The 15,640-nt window shown below is 60.8% G+C and carries 15 protein-coding genes; 9 read left to right on the top strand and 6 right to left on the bottom strand.

The genetic code is table 11. The features are described from left to right. Positions 1-27 precede the first annotated feature (27 nt). From rodA to lipA, 7 genes are all read left to right on the top strand, one after another. Positions 28-1,131 (top strand): rod shape-determining protein RodA, encoded by a 1,104-nt coding sequence (rodA, locus tag ACZ9H3_RS12615; RefSeq protein ID WP_177442453.1) that lies wholly within the window; start codon positions 28-30, stop codon positions 1,129-1,131. Positions 1,132-1,148: 17 nt separating this feature from the next. After that, positions 1,149-2,159 carry a lytic murein transglycosylase B gene (gene mltB / locus ACZ9H3_RS12610; protein ID WP_099775908.1) on the top strand — a complete coding sequence of 337 codons (1,011 nt, stop codon included), beginning with the start codon at positions 1,149-1,151 and terminating at the stop codon, positions 2,157-2,159. Then, entirely contained in the window at positions 2,160-3,149 is a 990-nt protein-coding gene (locus ACZ9H3_RS12605; protein WP_102051694.1) for a septal ring lytic transglycosylase RlpA family protein, read from the top strand. 169 nt (positions 3,150-3,318) lie between these two features. Continuing rightward, positions 3,319-4,479, top strand: a complete 1,161-nt coding sequence (locus ACZ9H3_RS12600; RefSeq protein ID WP_099775906.1) for a D-alanyl-D-alanine carboxypeptidase family protein — start codon at positions 3,319-3,321, stop codon at positions 4,477-4,479. A 76-nt stretch (positions 4,480-4,555) separates the two neighbouring features. Further along, complete coding sequence (locus ACZ9H3_RS12595; RefSeq protein WP_065760356.1) at positions 4,556-4,831, top strand: DUF493 domain-containing protein; 276 nt, start codon at positions 4,556-4,558, stop codon at positions 4,829-4,831. Further along, on the top strand, positions 4,831-5,478 hold the full coding sequence (lipB, locus tag ACZ9H3_RS12590) for a lipoyl(octanoyl) transferase LipB (RefSeq protein WP_099775905.1): 648 nt from the start codon (positions 4,831-4,833) through the stop codon (positions 5,476-5,478). The genes ACZ9H3_RS12595 and lipB overlap by 1 nt, the downstream gene beginning before the upstream one ends. A gap of 2 nt (positions 5,479-5,480) precedes the next feature. Continuing rightward, positions 5,481-6,515 (top strand): lipoyl synthase, encoded by a 1,035-nt coding sequence (gene lipA, locus ACZ9H3_RS12585; RefSeq protein ID WP_099775904.1) that lies wholly within the window; start codon positions 5,481-5,483, stop codon positions 6,513-6,515. 110 nt (positions 6,516-6,625) lie between these two features. Here lipA and ACZ9H3_RS12580 read toward each other — a convergent pair whose 3' ends face one another. The 5 genes from ACZ9H3_RS12580 to leuS form a co-directional block, all read right to left on the bottom strand. Next, positions 6,626-7,951, bottom strand: coding sequence for a lytic murein transglycosylase (locus tag ACZ9H3_RS12580; protein ID WP_065760359.1), 1,326 nt, complete (start codon positions 7,949-7,951; stop codon positions 6,626-6,628). Positions 7,952-8,011: 60 nt separating this feature from the next. Further along, the gene (gene arfA / locus ACZ9H3_RS12575; RefSeq protein ID WP_065760360.1) at positions 8,012-8,176 is read right to left on the bottom strand and encodes an alternative ribosome rescue factor ArfA; all 165 of its coding nucleotides are present in this window, start codon (positions 8,174-8,176) and stop codon (positions 8,012-8,014) included. 160 nt (positions 8,177-8,336) lie between these two features. After that, a complete protein-coding gene (gene holA, locus ACZ9H3_RS12570; protein WP_065760361.1) occupies positions 8,337-9,374 on the bottom strand; it encodes a DNA polymerase III subunit delta in 1,038 nt (345 codons plus the stop codon). A 36-nt stretch (positions 9,375-9,410) separates the two neighbouring features. After that, positions 9,411-10,016, bottom strand: coding sequence for an LPS-assembly lipoprotein LptE (locus ACZ9H3_RS12565; RefSeq protein WP_065760362.1), 606 nt, complete (start codon positions 10,014-10,016; stop codon positions 9,411-9,413). Between the two features lie 73 nt (positions 10,017-10,089). Beyond that, positions 10,090-12,696 carry a leucine--tRNA ligase gene (gene leuS, locus ACZ9H3_RS12560; RefSeq protein ID WP_099775903.1) on the bottom strand — a complete coding sequence of 869 codons (2,607 nt, stop codon included), beginning with the start codon at positions 12,694-12,696 and terminating at the stop codon, positions 10,090-10,092. 233 nt (positions 12,697-12,929) lie between these two features. On the opposite strand from leuS, the gene ACZ9H3_RS12555 reads away from it, so the two are divergent. Further along, entirely contained in the window at positions 12,930-13,244 is a 315-nt protein-coding gene (locus tag ACZ9H3_RS12555; protein ID WP_330522774.1) for a hypothetical protein, read from the top strand. Positions 13,245-13,358: 114 nt separating this feature from the next. Then, positions 13,359-14,120, top strand: coding sequence for a YdcF family protein (locus ACZ9H3_RS12550; RefSeq protein WP_114438331.1), 762 nt, complete (start codon positions 13,359-13,361; stop codon positions 14,118-14,120). Here the strand turns inward: ACZ9H3_RS12550 and lnt are convergent. Then, positions 14,117-15,634 carry an apolipoprotein N-acyltransferase gene (gene lnt / locus ACZ9H3_RS12545; RefSeq protein ID WP_476220984.1) on the bottom strand — a complete coding sequence of 506 codons (1,518 nt, stop codon included), beginning with the start codon at positions 15,632-15,634 and terminating at the stop codon, positions 14,117-14,119. The two genes, ACZ9H3_RS12550 and lnt, sit on opposite strands and share 4 nt — an antisense overlap. Positions 15,635-15,640 lie beyond the last annotated feature (6 nt).

Genomic DNA, 15,640 nt, shown 5'->3' with positions numbered 1-15,640 from the left:
GATCGCATGCTTTCCAGTGAGGACGTCATGCGCCGTCGGGCGACGTTCCTCCAGCGTATCCACGTTGATGGCCCGTTGCTCGTTCTCTTGTTGACCTTGGCTGCGGGCAGCCTGTTCGTGCTGTATTCGGCCAGCGGGAAGAACTGGGACCTGTTGCTCAAGCAGGCCAGTTCATTCGGTATTGGCCTGGTCTCAATGTTCATCATCGCGCAGTTCGAGCCGCGGTTCATGGCGCGTTGGGTACCACTGGCCTACGTTTTCGGCGTGTTCTTGCTGGTCGTGGTGGATGTCATGGGGCACAACGCCATGGGGGCCACGCGCTGGATCAACATCCCGGGGGTGATCCGCTTCCAGCCTTCGGAATTCATGAAGATCATCATGCCCGCCACCATTGCCTGGTACCTGGCCAAGCGCACGCTACCGCCGCACTTGAAGCATGTGGCGATCAGTCTGGTGATGATTGGCGTGCCGTTCATTTTGATCGTCCGTCAACCGGACCTGGGCACTGCACTGCTGATTCTGGCCTCGGGTGCATTCGTGCTGTTCATGGGCGGGCTGAAGTGGCGCTGGATTATCAGTGTGGTCGCCGCTGCTGTGCCTGTGGCGGTGGCGATGTGGTTCTTCGTCATGCACGACTACCAGAAGCAGCGCGTGCTGACCTTTCTCGACCCGGAAAGCGACCCATTAGGCACGGGCTGGAACATTATCCAGTCCAAGGCAGCCATTGGATCGGGCGGTGTGTTCGGCAAGGGCTGGCTGCTGGGCACGCAGTCGCACCTGGACTTCCTTCCGGAAAGCCATACGGACTTCATTATCGCCGTCATGGGTGAGGAGTTCGGGTTGGTAGGGATCTGCGCGCTGTTGCTGATTTACATGTTGTTGATCGGACGCGGCCTGGTGATTACTGCCCAGGCGCAAACGCTGTTCGGCAAACTGCTGGCGGGCAGCCTGACCATGACGTTCTTCGTCTATGTTTTTGTCAATATCGGTATGGTCAGCGGCTTGCTCCCCGTGGTGGGGGTGCCGCTGCCCTTCATTAGTTATGGTGGAACTTCGTTGGTGACGCTGCTGTCAGCGTTTGGGGTTTTAATGTCGATTCATACGCACCGTAAATGGATCGCACAAGCTTGAATAAGGTGAAGAATTTCATGCAAGCAATGCGTGGCTGGGCGGCTCGTTGCGCGCCTTGGGTTGGCCTTTTCGGCCTGCTCGGCTCGGCGCAACAGGCTGTGGCTGGCGACTATGACGGCTCGCCTCAGGTGGCCGAGTTCGTCGGCGAAATGACCCGTGACTACGGTTTTGCTGGTGAGCAGTTGATCGGGGTATTTCGTGAGGTCGAGCGCAAACAGTCGATTCTCGATGCCATTTCTCGACCTGCTGAGCGGGTAAAACCCTGGAAGGAATATCGCCCGATGTTCCTGACCGATGCACGTATCGCCCGCGGCGTGGATTTCTGGCGCCAGCACGAGGCTGCTCTGGCCCGCGCCGAGCAGGAGTACGGTGTCCCCGCCCAGGTCATTGTGGCGATCATTGGCGTTGAAACCTTCTTTGGGCGCAATACAGGCAACTATCGGGTCATTGATGCCTTGTCGACGCTTGGCTTCGACTATCCACCGCGTGCCGAGTTTTTCCGCAAGGAGTTGCGTGAGTTCCTGTTGCTGGCCCGTGAAGAACAGGTCGACCCGCTGACCCTCAAGGGTTCTTACGCCGGCGCCATGGGGCTGCCGCAGTTCATGCCGAGCAGTTTTCGGGCCTACGCCGTGGACTTCGATGGCGATGGCCATATCAATATCTGGAACGACCCGGACGATGCCATTGGCAGTGTCGCCAGTTATTTCAAGCGCCACGGTTGGGTGGCCGGCGAGGGTGTGGTCAGCCGTGCCATGGTCCGCGGTGAACGGGTGGATGAAGGGCTGACGACTGGAATCGAGCCGGTTCGTACGGTTGGGGAGTTGCGGGCACTGGGCTGGTCAAGCCATGATGTGCTGCGCGATGATCTGCCGGTCACCGCTTTTCGGCTTGAAGGCGACAACGGCCCTGAGTATTGGCTGGGCCTCAAGAACTTCTATGCGATCACGCGCTACAACCGCAGCGTGATGTACGCCATGGCGGTACATCAACTTTCGGACCTGCTGGTTCAAGCACGAGGCGCCAAATAAATGCGCGTATCGCTCACTACTTCGTTACAACTGCTCGGCGTGGCTGCGCTGGGGCTGGTGCTGGTCAGTTGCTCCACCGGTCGTTCACCGCAACAACAGGGCGGTATCCGCTCGCAGCCCGGCCTGGATATCAACCGTGCTCACAAGGACGGCGCGCCCTGGTGGGATGTCGATGTCTCGAAGATCCCCGATGCGACGCCTACGGTGCACAATGGCCCGTACAAGGCCAACCCCTATACGGTGTTGGGCAAGACCTACTACCCGATGGGCGAGTCGCGCAACTACGTGGCCCAAGGTACCGCCTCTTGGTACGGCACCAAGTTTCATGGCCAGAACACCGCCAACGGAGAGGTCTACGACCTGTATGGCATGAGCGCGGCGCACAAGACCTTGCCGCTGCCGAGCTACGTGCGGGTAACTAACCTGGACAACAACCGCAGTGTGATTTTGCGGGTCAATGACCGTGGCCCGTTCTACTCCGACCGGATCATTGACCTGTCGTATGCCGCAGCGAAAAAGCTTGGCTACGCTGAGACCGGCACGGCGCGTGTGCGTGTTGAAGGTATTGATCCGCAACAGTGGTGGGCCCAGCGCGGCCGGCCTGCACCGCTGGTGCTGGAGCAGCCACAGGTAGCGCAGGCCCAGCCGCTGTCGAGCAATACCGGGACGGTCGAGCAGTGGACGCCGCCACCGCAGCAGCATGCGGCGGCGGTGGTGCCGGTTCAGGTCGCCAGCAACACGGCTCCGGCCGGCGCTGGCATGTACTTGCAGGTCGGCGCATTTGCCAACCCGGATGCCGCCGAACTGCTGCGTTCCAAGCTCAGCACCATGGTGAGCGCTCCGGTGTTCATCAGCTCGATCGTGCGCAATCAGCAGACCCTGCACCGGGTTCGCATGGGCCCGATCAGCAACCCGGGCGAAGCCCAGCAAATGCAGGACAGTGTGCGTCTGGCCAATCTGGGCCAGCCGAAAGTTGTCACGGCAGACTGACTCAGGGGGCCTGATCAGTCTGTTGTGAAATACGCCGGTCGGTGTGCTCAAGTGCGAACGACCGGCGCGGCAAAACAGTCTGTACAATGCCTGTTTTGCTCATCAGGCCACGCGCCTGGAAACGTTTTGCCCTTGCGGGCATGAGCCCATTAGCCATTTCGAGAGACGGATGAACATCACCACCTTTGCCAAACGCCTTTGCCTGCTTGTCCCGCTGATGATCACCCCTGCCGCATTCGCGGCGGAGCAGATGATGCCGTCGCCGCCACAACTGGCAGCCAAGTCCTACGTGCTCATGGAAGCCTCCAGCGGCAACATTCTGGTTGAGAACAATGGCGACGAGCGTCTGCCGCCGGCCAGCCTGACCAAGCTGATGACCGCCTACATCGCGACCCTGGATATCCGTCGCGGGCAGATTGGCGAGAACGATCCTGTTACCGTCAGCGAGAACGCCTGGCGTACCGGTGGTTCGCGCATGTTCATCAAGGTGGGTACCCAGGTCAGCGTCAGCGACCTGCTGCACGGCATCATCATCCAGTCTGGCAACGACGCCAGCGTGGCGCTGGCCGAGCATATTGCGGGCAGCGAAGATGCGTTCGCCGACATGATGAACAAGACGGCTGGCGATCTGGGCATGAGCAACAGCCACTTCATGAACCCGACCGGCCTGCCGCACCCAGAGCATTACTCGTCGGCGCACGACATGGCCCTGCTGGCCCGTGCGATCATCCACGAAGACCCGGCTCACTATGCGATCTACTCGCAGAAAGAGTTCTTCTGGAACAACATCAAGCAGCCGAACCGCAACCTGCTGCTGTGGCGTGACAAGACCGTCGACGGCCTGAAAACCGGCCATACCGACGAAGCCGGCTACTGCATGGTATCCTCGGCTGTACGCGACGGCATGCGCCTGATCGCGGTGGTCTTCGGCACTAACAGCGAGCAGGCTCGTGCAGCCGAAACGCAAAAACTGCTGACCTACGGCTTCCGTTTCTTCGAAACCCAGACCTTCTACCAGAAGGGTACCGAGTTGGCACAGGCGCCGGTCTGGAAGGGCGCCACCAGTCAGGTCAAGGCCGGTTTGGCCGAAGACCTGAGCATGACTTTGCCTAAAGGCCAATTGAAGAAGCTGGCTGCCAGCATGACCATGAACCCGCAGCTGACTGCGCCTATCGCCAAAGGTGACGTAATCGGTAAAGTGGAAGTCAAACTGGATGACAATGTGGTGCATAGCGCCGACCTGATTGCCTTGGACGGCGTGGAAGAGGGTGGTTTCTTCCGTCGTGTGTGGGATAGCATTCGGCTATTCTTCTACGGGTTGTTCAACTGATATCGTGACCTGCACGCCCTCGCCATATTCAGGTGAGGGCGTTGTTGTTGCCACGGCTTACGAGGCCGTTACTGCCATGAGCGTACCTGACGTCAAGTCGCACACTATTGAGTTCCCCTGCCTCGATTACCCGATCAAGGTAATCGGCGATACCGTGGTCAATTTCAAGGACACGGTCATCGAGATCCTGAGCAAATATGCCAAGATCGACCTGCAGACACTGGCCGAGCGCCAGAGCAGCAATGGCAAATACACCACGGTGCAACTGCACATCGAAGCGACCGGCGAAGATCAACTGCGAGATATCAATAGCGCCCTGCGTGCTACTGGCATCGTGCATATGGTGCTTTGATGCCCGCAAGCCTGGGCTTTCGCGAACTCGGCCTGTTGCCTTATGAACCTGTCTGGCAGGCCATGCGTCGGTTTACCGATACGCGTGGGCCGCAGACCGGCGATGAAGTCTGGCTGGTTGAACACCCTCCGGTGTTCACCCAGGGGCAAGCTGGCAAGGCTGAGCACCTGCTGTTGCCGGGTGATATTCCGGTGGTGCAGGTCGATCGCGGAGGCCAGGTGACCTACCATGGTCCTGGCCAGTTGGTAGCGTATCTGCTGCTGGATGTGCGCCGGTTGGGTTTCGGCGTACGAGATCTGGTAAGCCGCATTGAGCGCTGCCTGATCGATCTGTTGGCAGGCTACGATGTTGAAGCTGCCGCCAAGCCGGACGCCCCGGGTGTCTACGTCGATGGAGCAAAGATCGCTTCCCTCGGCTTGCGAATTCGCAATGGCTGTTCATTCCATGGCCTTGCCTTGAACGTGGACATGGACCTTGCGCCATTCCGTCGTATTAATCCCTGTGGGTATGCGGGGCTGGCAATGACCCAGCTGCGCGACCAGGCAGGCCCGATCGAACTCTCCGAGGTAAGGGCAAGGCTGCGTGCGCAGCTGGTCAAGCACCTCGACTATGCTGAGCAGACGACCCTTACGGGCGGAATCGACTGATTATGACTACTGTTGTGCAAGAACCGCTGGAGAGCAGCGCGCCGAACGTGACCGTTGCGGTGGACGCGTCGGCTGCGCCGGCCCCGCGGGCGAAAGTTGAAGCCGGTGTAAAGTTGCGTGGCGCCGAAAAGGTTGCGCGTATTCCGGTGAAGATCATCCCTACCGAAGAGCTGCCGAAGAAACCTGACTGGATCCGCGTGCGCATCCCGGTTTCGCCGGAAGTCGACCGTATCAAGCAACTGCTGCGCAAGCACAAGCTGCACAGCGTGTGTGAAGAAGCCTCCTGCCCGAACCTGGGTGAGTGCTTCTCGGGGGGCACCGCCACCTTCATGATCATGGGTGATATCTGCACCCGCCGTTGCCCGTTCTGCGACGTGGGTCATGGCCGCCCCAAACCATTGGATGTCGATGAGCCGAAGAACCTTGCAGTTGCCATCGCCGACCTGCGCCTGAAGTACGTGGTCATCACCTCGGTGGACCGTGACGACCTGCGTGACGGTGGTGCTCAGCACTTCGCCGACTGCCTGCGCGAGATCCGTGCGCTGTCTCCAGGCGTGCAGTTGGAGACCTTGGTTCCGGACTACCGTGGTCGTATGGACGTGGCCCTTGCCATCACCGCGCAAGAGCCGCCAGACGTGTTCAACCACAACCTGGAAACCGTACCGCGCCTGTACAAGGCCGCGCGTCCGGGGTCTGATTTCGAGTGGTCGCTGGACCTGCTGCAAAAGTTCAAGCAACTGGTACCGCACGTTCCGACCAAGTCCGGCCTGATGCTCGGCCTGGGCGAGACGGACGAGGAAGTCATTGAGGTCATGCAGCGCATGCGCGAGCACGATATCGACATGCTGACCCTCGGCCAGTACCTGCAGCCGTCGCGCAGCCACCTGCCGGTACAGCGCTTTGTTCACCCGGATACCTTCGCCTGGTTCGCCGAGGAAGGTTATCGGATGGGCTTCAAGAACGTTGCGTCCGGCCCGCTGGTGCGTTCGTCCTACCATGCCGATCAGCAGGCTCATGAGGCCAAGATCAAGCTCTGATTCGACATGAACGAAAAATGCCGACGCCCGTCTTCATGAGGGCGTCGGCATTTTTGTGTGCGCTACGGGAAAGTCTGCCGCTGGCAGCCTGAGCCGCCCCGTTGGGCGTGCTAGCGTGCCTGCTGGTTGCGCAGGCTCTCCAGCAGCTTATGGGTCGGGTAACCGTCTGCCGGCCAGCCCAGGGCTTGCTGTGCGCTACGAATTGCCTTGCGGGTATTGGCCCCGATGATGCCGTCGGCGCTGCCGGCGTCGTAGTTGCTGGCACTGAGCAGGTTCTGCAGTTCCATGCGCTCACTACGGCTCAGCGGCAGATCATCTTTTGGCCAGTCACCGCGGATGTAGCCAGACCCATCGAAACGCTGTGCCAGCAGGCTGACGGCCAGGGCGTACGACGATGAGTTGTTGTACTTGAGGATGGCGCGGAAGTTGTCCAGTACCAGGAAGGCCGGGCCGCGAGCGCCGGCAGGCAGCAGCAGGGCTGCAGACAGTTGTTCGCTACCCGCGGGTACTTGCGTTCCAGGGGGAAGTTGCAGGCCCAGTTGCAGCCATTCTGCGACCGTCTTGCGTTGAGAGCCGTCCGCCAGCCAGTAGTCGAAGCCGGGTTTCAGGCCAACTTCAAAACCCCAAGGCTCGCCGCGTTTCCAGCCTGAGCTTTGCAGGTAGTGGGCGGTCGATGCGAGGGCGTCGGCGGTGCTGTTCCAGATGTCACGGCGACCGTCACCGTCGAAGTCTACCGCGTGGGTGTTGTAGGTCGTCGGGATAAACTGGGTCTGGCCCATGGCGCCGGCCCATGAGCCCAGCATGGCCTCGGGCTGGATGTCGCCGTTCTGCAGGATCTGCAGGGCAGCGAGGAGCTGCGCCTGTGCGAAGGCCGGGCGGCGGCCTTCGTAGGCCAGGGTGGCGAGCGAGCGGATCACCGATTTGCTGCCCTGGAACTGGCCAAAGTTACTTTCCATGCCCCAGACGGACACCAGTGTGGTGCGGTCGACGCCATACCGTTGTTCGATGCGTGCCAGCAGCTCGGCGTTCTGGTTGAGCAGGGCCTGGCCTTTGCGAACACGTACAGGCGAGACAGCGCCGTCGAGGTATTCCCAGACGGGGCGTGTGAATTCGGGTTGACTGCGGTCGGCCTTGATCACGCTCATGTCAGGGGTGATATTAAAAAACGCGCGGTCAAAGGTCGCCGGATTGATACCGGCTTGCAGGGCCTGCTGGCGGAAGCCGGCTTGCCATTGAGCGAAGCTCTGCAGGGGTTGCACATCGTCGATCGGATCGGCGCTGGCAGTTGGCTGGGGTGCAGCAGAAGCGGATTGTGTCGGCGCTAGCGGCAGCGCATCGGCGGCGGTCGGCTTCTCCGCGCAGGCGACAAGCAGGATGAGGCTGGAGGCAGCGATCAGTTGGCGGGGTTGCCAACGGCGGGAAAGGCAAAAGGGCATGCACAGGTCCAGTAATTCAAGTCAGGTGTTGACCATACCATGCTTGCCGGATTCCTGCCTTCATGCGGCCAAAAAGTAAGAAGCCTCCCAATCTCTCGATTGGAAGGCTTCGCGGCGGTAGCTGCCTTTGCCCTTGCCTGAGCGTTCCTGGCGGCTACGGAACAGGGGCTGGGCGATGATGGACTTGGCTTTGTTGGGGCCGGGTTTGGCCGGTTTCTTGCTCATTACAGGAGCTCCTGCGATGGGGGTGTTGGCGCGCACTATAGGCCCTTGCATTCGTGTGGGCAATCTTACGGGCTTACCGGCTATCTGCTCGTTGTGGCATGGGTTGTTGCGCGATGCATACATCGCTGGCGGGGGTGGTATCGCCAGGTTTGGCGTGACGCTATTCGGCAGGTAATGTCAGACGTTGGCCGGCCATCAGCAGCGACAGACGTGCCAGGCTGGTCCAGGGAGAGCCCTGTGCCTGCCCCTTGATCTGTGCATCAATGCGTTGGGCATCCTGCAGCAGCTGGCTCCAGCGTTGCGCCGAATGACGTTGCAAGGCTTTGCTCATCAGCGGCCGGCGTTTATCCCAGACCGGCGGTTTGGCCTGGCTGAATGCCTTGTCCAGCGGTACGCCCTGGCTGTACTGCTGGGAAAGGCCAGCCAGCAGGCGCAGTTCCCGGGCCAATGCCCAGAGAATGACCGGTGGCTCAACCCCTTCACCGCGCAAGCCTTCGAGCATGCGCAGGGCATGGGCAGCTTCGCCATTAAGAATGGCGTCGACCAGGCCAAAGACATCGAAGCGGGCACTGTCGGCCACGGCGGCCTGTACCGTTTCGACGGTGATCTGATTGCCATCGGCCAGTAACTTGAGCTTTTCGATTTCCTGAGCGGCGGCGAGCAGGTTGCCCTCCACGCGCGCTGCAATCAGCTCTACTGCATCGCGTTGGGCTGCCAGGCCGGCTTGAGACAGGCGTTGGCTGATCCATTGCGGCAGTTGATTGTTGTCCACCGGCCAGATCTGAATGAACTGGACGTGCTGACCGTCAACCAGCGCCTTGCCCCACTTGGTTTTTTGCGCGCTGCCGTCGAGTTTTGGCAGGCTGATCAGCAGCAGGGTGTCTTCGGCAGGGTTGGAGCAGTACTCAATCAGCGCTGCGGCGCCTTTGTCACCGGGCTTGCCTGAAGGCAGGCGCAGTTCCAGCAGGCGTCGTTGAGCGAACAGCGACAAGCTGGCGCCCGCTTGAAGCAGCGTGCCCCAGTCGAAGTTGGCATCTGCGCTGAACACCTGGCGTTCGTCGAAGCCTTGCTGGCGAGCTGCCGCGCGAATCGCGTCGGCGGCTTCCTGGCACAGCAGCGGGTCATCGCCGCTAACCACGTAGACCGGGGCGAGCGAACCTTGCAGGTGCTTGTTGAGTTGGGCAGGTGTGAGTTTCATCGCGGAGTGCGGGGCACCGAAGTGCCCCGTTCAGGCTCAGTTGGCTGGGATTTCCAGCGGGGATTGCTGCGGCGTTTCGTCCTGGGCGCGACGGGCGGCTTCGAGGGCATCAGCCTCGGCCTTGGCGCGCGCCTCGGCTTCCATTTGCAGGGTTTCAAGTTGGGCCGGGGTGATCAACTGCAAGCGCAGGACCATCTTCTGGACCATCTCGCGGCGCATTTCATCGCGAACCTGGCTGGCTTCCTGGTCGGAGCCCGTAAGGTTGTTGCTGTCATGCACATAGATCTTTTGTACTTCCAGCTTGTCGGCAAGGAGGCTGGTGTTGTTCTGGCCGCGGATCTCGAAGCTCAGGGTGTCGGTGAGTTCATACTCGACCGAGCGAGCAGAGCCTGCATAGCTGGCGGCGCGCTGGGTATTGTCTTCACGGGCCAGGAACAGCTTGTATGGGGCGCCGGCATGCACGTTCACGCCGCTGCTTTTCAGAACCTGGCGCAGTTGCGTCACAGTATCGCCATAGGCGTCGCGAGCACTGACATCGAGCTCCTTGAGCGCCAGGTCGGTGGTGCCGGTGCCGCGCAGTTGGAAGCCGCAGGCGCTGAGCATTACGGCCAGGCCCATCACCAGCAGGTTGCGTTTGATCATGTTGTTGCTCCCTTGAAACCTTGTAAGCCGATTCTGTGCGGGCGCCCTGAGGTGAGCAGGGCGCCACATTCCATCAGCTGGCGACAATATTGACCAGCTTGCCCGGTACGACGATGACCTTGCGGATGGTCAGGCCTTCAGTGAAACGCAGCACGTTTTCATTGCTGCGGGCCGCGGCTTCAATGTCTTCACGGCTGGCGCCAACCGGCATCTCGATCTGGCCGCGCAGTTTTCCGTTGACCTGGATTACCAGTTGCAGGCTGTCCTGTACCAGCGCGCTTTCATCCACGGCTGGCCAGCCAGCGTCGATGACTGCGCCTTCATGGCCCAACTGCTTCCACAGTTCGTGGCTGATGTGCGGCGTGATCGGTGCCAGCAACAGGGTCACGGTTTCCAGGCCTTCCTGAATCAGTGCGCGGTCTTGTGCCGTGGCTTGCGGTGCCTTCTCCAGCACGTTCATCAGGGTCATTACTTGCGCAATGGCGGTGTTGAACTTGTGGTGCTGGCCCACATCCTGGCTGGCTTGCTTGATGGCCGAGTGGATCGAACGGCGTACGGCTTTCTGGGCATCGTCCAGCGCAGCGACATCCAGGGCGCCAGGCAGCCCTTGCGCGACGTGGCTTTGCGCCAGGCGCCAGACGCGGCGCAGGAAGCGGTTCGAGCCTTCTACGCCGGAGTCGGACCATTCCAGGCTCATATCGGGCGGCGAGGCGAACATCATGAACAGGCGGCAGGTGTCAGCACCGTAGGCTTCGATCATGGCCTGAGGGTCAACGCCGTTGTTCTTCGACTTGGACATCTTCTCGGTGCCGCCGATCTCTACGGGCAGGCCGTCGGTTTTCAGGCGGGCGCCAATGATCTTGGCCTTGGCATCGCGTTCGACTTCAACGTCGGCCGGGTTGAACCAGTCTTTGCCACCGTTGCTGGCAGTGCGGTAGTACGTCTCTGCGACGACCATGCCCTGAGTCAGCAGGTTCTTGAACGGTTCGTTGGAGCTAACCAGGCCTTCGTCACGCATCAGCTTGTGGAAGAAGCGTGCATAGAGCAGGTGAAGAATGGCGTGTTCGATACCGCCGATGTACTGGTCAACCGGCAGCCAGTGGTTGGCAGCCTGTTTGTCGACCATGCCGCCTTCGTAGTTTGGCGAGGCGTAACGCGCGAAGTACCAGGACGACTCGACGAAGGTGTCCATGGTGTCGGTTTCGCGCTTGGCTGCGGCGCCGCATTTCGGGCAGCTGCAGTTGTAGAACTCAGGCATGCGCGCCAGCGGCGATCCCGCACCATCCGGCACCACGTCTTCTGGCAGGACGACCGGCAACTGGTCTTCCGGTACCGGTACGTCGCCGCAGGATGGGCAGTGGATGATCGGGATTGGGCAACCCCAGTAGCGCTGGCGGCTGATACCCCAGTCGCGCAGACGGAACTGGGTGCGCGACTTGCCGAGTTCTTTCTTGATCAGGGCGGCTTCGATGGCATCGAACGCGCCAGCGAAGTCCAGGCCGTCGAATTCAGCAGAATTGATCAGTTGGCCGTGCTCGCCGTAGGCGGCGTCCCACTCGGTGCCAACCACATCACCGGCACGGGTGCGAACCACGGTCTTGACCGGCAGGTTGTACTTGTGTGCGAACTCGAAGTCGCGCTCGTCATGGGCAGGAACAGCCATGACCGCGCCGTCGCCGTAGTGCATCAAGACGTAGTTGGCGACCCACACGGGCAGTTTTTCGCCAGTCAGCGGATGCTCGACGAACAGCGACGTCGGCATGCCTTTCTTTTCCTGGGTGGCAACGTCGGCCTCGGCAACGCTGCCGCTCTTGCACTCGTCGATAAAGGCTTGCAGCGCCGGGTTACCCTGGGCAGCCTGCGTGGCCAGCGGGTGCTCGGCTGCAACGGCGACGTAGGTCGCGCCCATCAGGGTGTCTGGACGGGTGGTGAAGACTTTCAGTGTACCGTCGTGGCCGATCGAGGCCTTGTCGAACGGGAACTGGACTTCCATGCCGCGTGACTTGCCAATCCAGTTACGTTGCATGGTCTTGACCTGTTCAGGCCAGCCCGGCAGTTCATCGAGGCTTTCCAGCAACTCGTCGGCGTAATCGGTGATCTTGAAGTAGTACATCGGGATTTCGCGCTTCTCGATCAGCGCGCCCGAACGCCAGCCACGGCCGTCGATGACCTGCTCGTTGGCCAGTACGGTCTGGTCAGCCGGGTCCCAGTTGACGGTGCCGTTCTTGCGATAGATGACGCCTTTTTCGAACAGGCGGGTGAACAGCCACTGCTCCCAGCGGTAGTAGTCCGGCTTGCAGGTGGTGACTTCACGCGACCAGTCGAAGGCCAGGCCCAGGCTCTTGAGCTGGGTCTTCATGTACTCGATGTTTTCGTAGGTCCACTTGGCCGGGGCGACGTTGTTTTTCATCGCCGCGTTTTCGGCCGGCATGCCAAAGGCGTCCCAACCCATCGGCTGCAGGACGTTCTTGCCCTGCATGCGCTGATAGCGGGCGATGACGTCGCCGATGGTGTAGTTGCGCACGTGACCCATGTGTAGCTTGCCGCTTGGGTACGGGAACATCGACAGGCAGTAGAAGGTGTCTTTGCCTGGTTGTTCACTGACTTCAAAAGACTTTTGCTCGTCCCAGAACGACTGGGCGGCGGCTTCAATTTCGCGGGGCTGATAGAGTTCGTGCATGGCTACTTTGCGCTGAGAAATGGGAGACCTTATCCAGGCAGAACCGCTGCGCCCGGCAATTCGGTGTCAATATAATGAACGCAGTAGCATACATGACCCGTCTCTATCGAGGGAAACCCTGATTGCATCCTCAGACTGGCTGCGGGCCGTTGGTCGTGGCGTCTCGCTGCTTTTGTGAGTACCGCTAAGCTGATTCTTGGGGGCGGTATTTTTATCTCAAATGAGGTGAACGGATGGGTGAGTCGCCGCTACAAGCACTAGAGCCCGAGCTTTGCGAGCGTTTGATCGACCGGTTGGGGCTGGCACTGGATGTCGCCAGAGCCTCTGTTCGACTGCGCGATGAGATGCCCGCCGAACTGGAACTACGTGGATTGAGCTACGCCGAATTTGAAGTGATCAAGGCTTACCTGGCATCGAACCCAGAGCGCTACAGAGCACATATAGATGCGCTGCAGCAGCCTGAGGTACCTGCCGGCAGAGTGGTCTGGCTTAAAGACAGCGCGCGTTCTTCAGTCACGACAAAGTCCAGGGCATTGCATTTCAAGTAATCGTACGAGTCCTTCAGGCCCTACGACCTTACCGTTAAATTTTCCATGATCGGCACCTGGCTATTGTTGTCAGGTGCCGATTTTCTTAGGCTTCGCGCATCCATGGAGGTGCCGATGCCGTTTCGTTATTTCATTAAACAATTGATCATGCCGCCTGGCGTGTTGTTTCTGCTGTTGATCGCGGCATGGTGGTTGCGTAACACCTGGCCTCGTACGGCCTGTGCATGTTTCACGCTGGGCTTGGGCGGGCTGTGGCTGATGAGCTTGCCTGTCGTTGTGGAGCAGGCCGCACGCCTGCTGGAGCGTGACCCTGCGCTGGCTTATGGCCAGTGGGAGGACCTTGCTGAGCGTGCCGATGCCATCGTCGTGCTGGGCGCGGGCCGAGAGCGCGATGACCCCGCCTGGGGCGCCAGGGATCAGCCGAGTGCTGTCGCGCTTGAACGTATGCGCTATGCCGCGCAATTGGCCAAGGCTTCCGGTTTGCCTGTACTCATCAGTGGCGGTTTGCACTACGGTACGCCGCCCAGTGAGGCCCAGTTGATGGCCGACGCGCTCGCGCGCGATTTTGGTGTCTCGGTGCGTTGGAAAGAGGAGCGTAGCCGTACGACCTGGGAGAATGCGCAGATGAGCGCAGAGCTGCTGCTGCCAGAGGGCTACAAGCGCGTGGTGTTGGTGACCCAGGCATGGCACATGCAGCGTTCGCGCTGGAGCTTTGAGCGCGTCGGGTTCACTGTGGTGCCAGCGCCAGTGGGCTACATGGGGCGCAATCATGCTCGCCCGTTTGGCGGCTGGATGCCTGAAAACAAATCACTCTGGCAGAGCAGCCAACTGCTTAACGAAGCCGTTGGTCTGCTCGCCTATCGCTTGTTTTACTAGACTGTTCTGGCGATGCGGCCGGCCATCAGTGCCCAGCCCAGCAGCAGGGTGCTGAGAATGATCAGCGGCCAGGAGCGCCATTTCAGGTACGGCGTGAGCTTTTGCATCGGAACCACTTCGCCGTAGAGAATGCCGCGCTCAAACTGCGGAATTTGCGCGGTGATCCGGCCGAAGGGGTCGATCAGGCCGGTGACGCCGTTGTTGGTTGCACGGATCATCCAGCGTCCTGCTTCAAGGGCACGCATTTGTGCCATCTGCAGGTGTTGCAACGGTCCGATCGAGGTGCCGAACCAGGTGTCGTTACTGATGGTGAGCAACAGGTCGCTGCGTGCCGCGAGGCTGGCGGCGAACTCTGGGTACACCACTTCGTAGCAAATGTAGGGCGCGATCTGGTAGCCCTTTGCTTGCAACAGTGTCTGGTCTGAGGGGCCGCGAGCGAAGTCCGACATCGGCAGGTCGAAGAAGGTGATCAGCCCGCGTAGCAGGTCTTGCAGTGGCACGTACTCACCGAAAGGCACCAGTTTCTGTTTCAGGTAGGTGCCGTCGCCTTCACCGGTGACGGTAATGCCGTTGTAGTAGCGCCGTTGGTCATGCACAACCTGGCGGATTGGTACGCCAGTGATCAGCGCCGAGCGTCGGTCGCTGGCAAAGCTGCCCATCATGTCCAGGTAGCCCTGAGCGGACTCCTTGAGCACTGGCACAGCCGTCTCCGGCCAAACGATCAGGTCGACCTGTTTGGACGTGAAGGTCATGTCGCGGTACAGCGCCAACTGGGCGTTCAGTTGGGTCGGATCCCACTTTAGCGACTGCTCGATGTTGCCCTGGATTGCGGCCACCTTCAGTGGCTCGCCCGCCGGGCGGGTCCAGGCGTGGCCTTTGAGTGCCATGCCGATCGCCCACGGGGCCAGCAACACGGCCAGCGAGGCGATCAGGAAGGCTTTGCGCTCACGCAGGCGGTTCAGGTTGCACAGCAGTGCGGCGCTCAGTGCCAGGCTGAAGGAGATCAGCCACATTCCACCCAGTGGGGCCAAGCCGGCCAAGGGGCCGTCAAGCTGGCTGTAGCCTGCGTAGAGCCATGGGAAGCCGGTCAGGAACCAGCCACGGAATGCTTCCTGGGCCAGCCAGAGCGCGGCAAAGGCCAGGGCGTCGGCCAGCGGTGCTTCGTTGCGTCGAATCCAGCGCGCCCAGACCCAGGCAGGCAGGGCGAAGAAAAACGCTATCGCTGCGATGAAGGCAAGCATCAGCAGGCCTGCCAGCAGTGCCGAGGCGCCGCCGTAGGTATGGATGCTGACGTAGATCCAGCTGGTTCCCGCGCCGAACACACCGAAGCCATAACACCAGCCGCGTGCCAGAGCCTGGCGTGGGCCAAGGTCGCGCAGGCCCAGGTAGAACATCGCCAGGGTCACCAGCGCCAGTGGCCAGATGTTGAAGGGCGCTAGGGCCAGGGTGGTGATGGCGCCGGCCGCCACGGCCAGCAGGTTACCGGGCCAGCCGGGGCGGGTGATCCAACGCATGGTTGT

It is taken from the genome of Pseudomonas sp. TE3910, assembly GCF_056279025.1.
This window is presented reverse-complemented; position numbering and strand designations above follow the sequence as displayed.

Bases quoted from the DNA above. Each gene is read 5' to 3' on its own strand.
- rodA (WP_177442453.1), top strand. From the start codon at position 28: ATGCGCCGTCGGGCGACGTTCCTCCAGCGTATCCACGTTGATGGCCCG.
- mltB (WP_099775908.1), top strand. From the start codon at position 1,149: ATGCAAGCAATGCGTGGCTGGGCGGCTCGTTGCGCGCCTTGGGTTGGC.
- ACZ9H3_RS12605 (WP_102051694.1), top strand. From the start codon at position 2,160: ATGCGCGTATCGCTCACTACTTCGTTACAACTGCTCGGCGTGGCTGCG.
- ACZ9H3_RS12600 (WP_099775906.1), top strand. From the start codon at position 3,319: ATGAACATCACCACCTTTGCCAAACGCCTTTGCCTGCTTGTCCCGCTG.
- ACZ9H3_RS12595 (WP_065760356.1), top strand. From the start codon at position 4,556: ATGAGCGTACCTGACGTCAAGTCGCACACTATTGAGTTCCCCTGCCTC.
- lipB (WP_099775905.1), top strand. From the start codon at position 4,831: ATGCCCGCAAGCCTGGGCTTTCGCGAACTCGGCCTGTTGCCTTATGAA.
- lipA (WP_099775904.1), top strand. From the start codon at position 5,481: ATGACTACTGTTGTGCAAGAACCGCTGGAGAGCAGCGCGCCGAACGTG.
- ACZ9H3_RS12580 (WP_065760359.1), bottom strand. From the start codon at position 7,951: ATGCCCTTTTGCCTTTCCCGCCGTTGGCAACCCCGCCAACTGATCGCT.
- arfA (WP_065760360.1), bottom strand. From the start codon at position 8,176: ATGAGCAAGAAACCGGCCAAACCCGGCCCCAACAAAGCCAAGTCCATC.
- holA (WP_065760361.1), bottom strand. From the start codon at position 9,374: ATGAAACTCACACCTGCCCAACTCAACAAGCACCTGCAAGGTTCGCTC.
- ACZ9H3_RS12565 (WP_065760362.1), bottom strand. From the start codon at position 10,016: ATGATCAAACGCAACCTGCTGGTGATGGGCCTGGCCGTAATGCTCAGC.
- leuS (WP_099775903.1), bottom strand. From the start codon at position 12,696: ATGCACGAACTCTATCAGCCCCGCGAAATTGAAGCCGCCGCCCAGTCG.
- ACZ9H3_RS12555 (WP_330522774.1), top strand. From the start codon at position 12,930: ATGGGTGAGTCGCCGCTACAAGCACTAGAGCCCGAGCTTTGCGAGCGT.
- ACZ9H3_RS12550 (WP_114438331.1), top strand. From the start codon at position 13,359: ATGCCGTTTCGTTATTTCATTAAACAATTGATCATGCCGCCTGGCGTG.
- lnt (WP_476220984.1), bottom strand. From the start codon at position 15,634: ATGCGTTGGATCACCCGCCCCGGCTGGCCCGGTAACCTGCTGGCCGTG.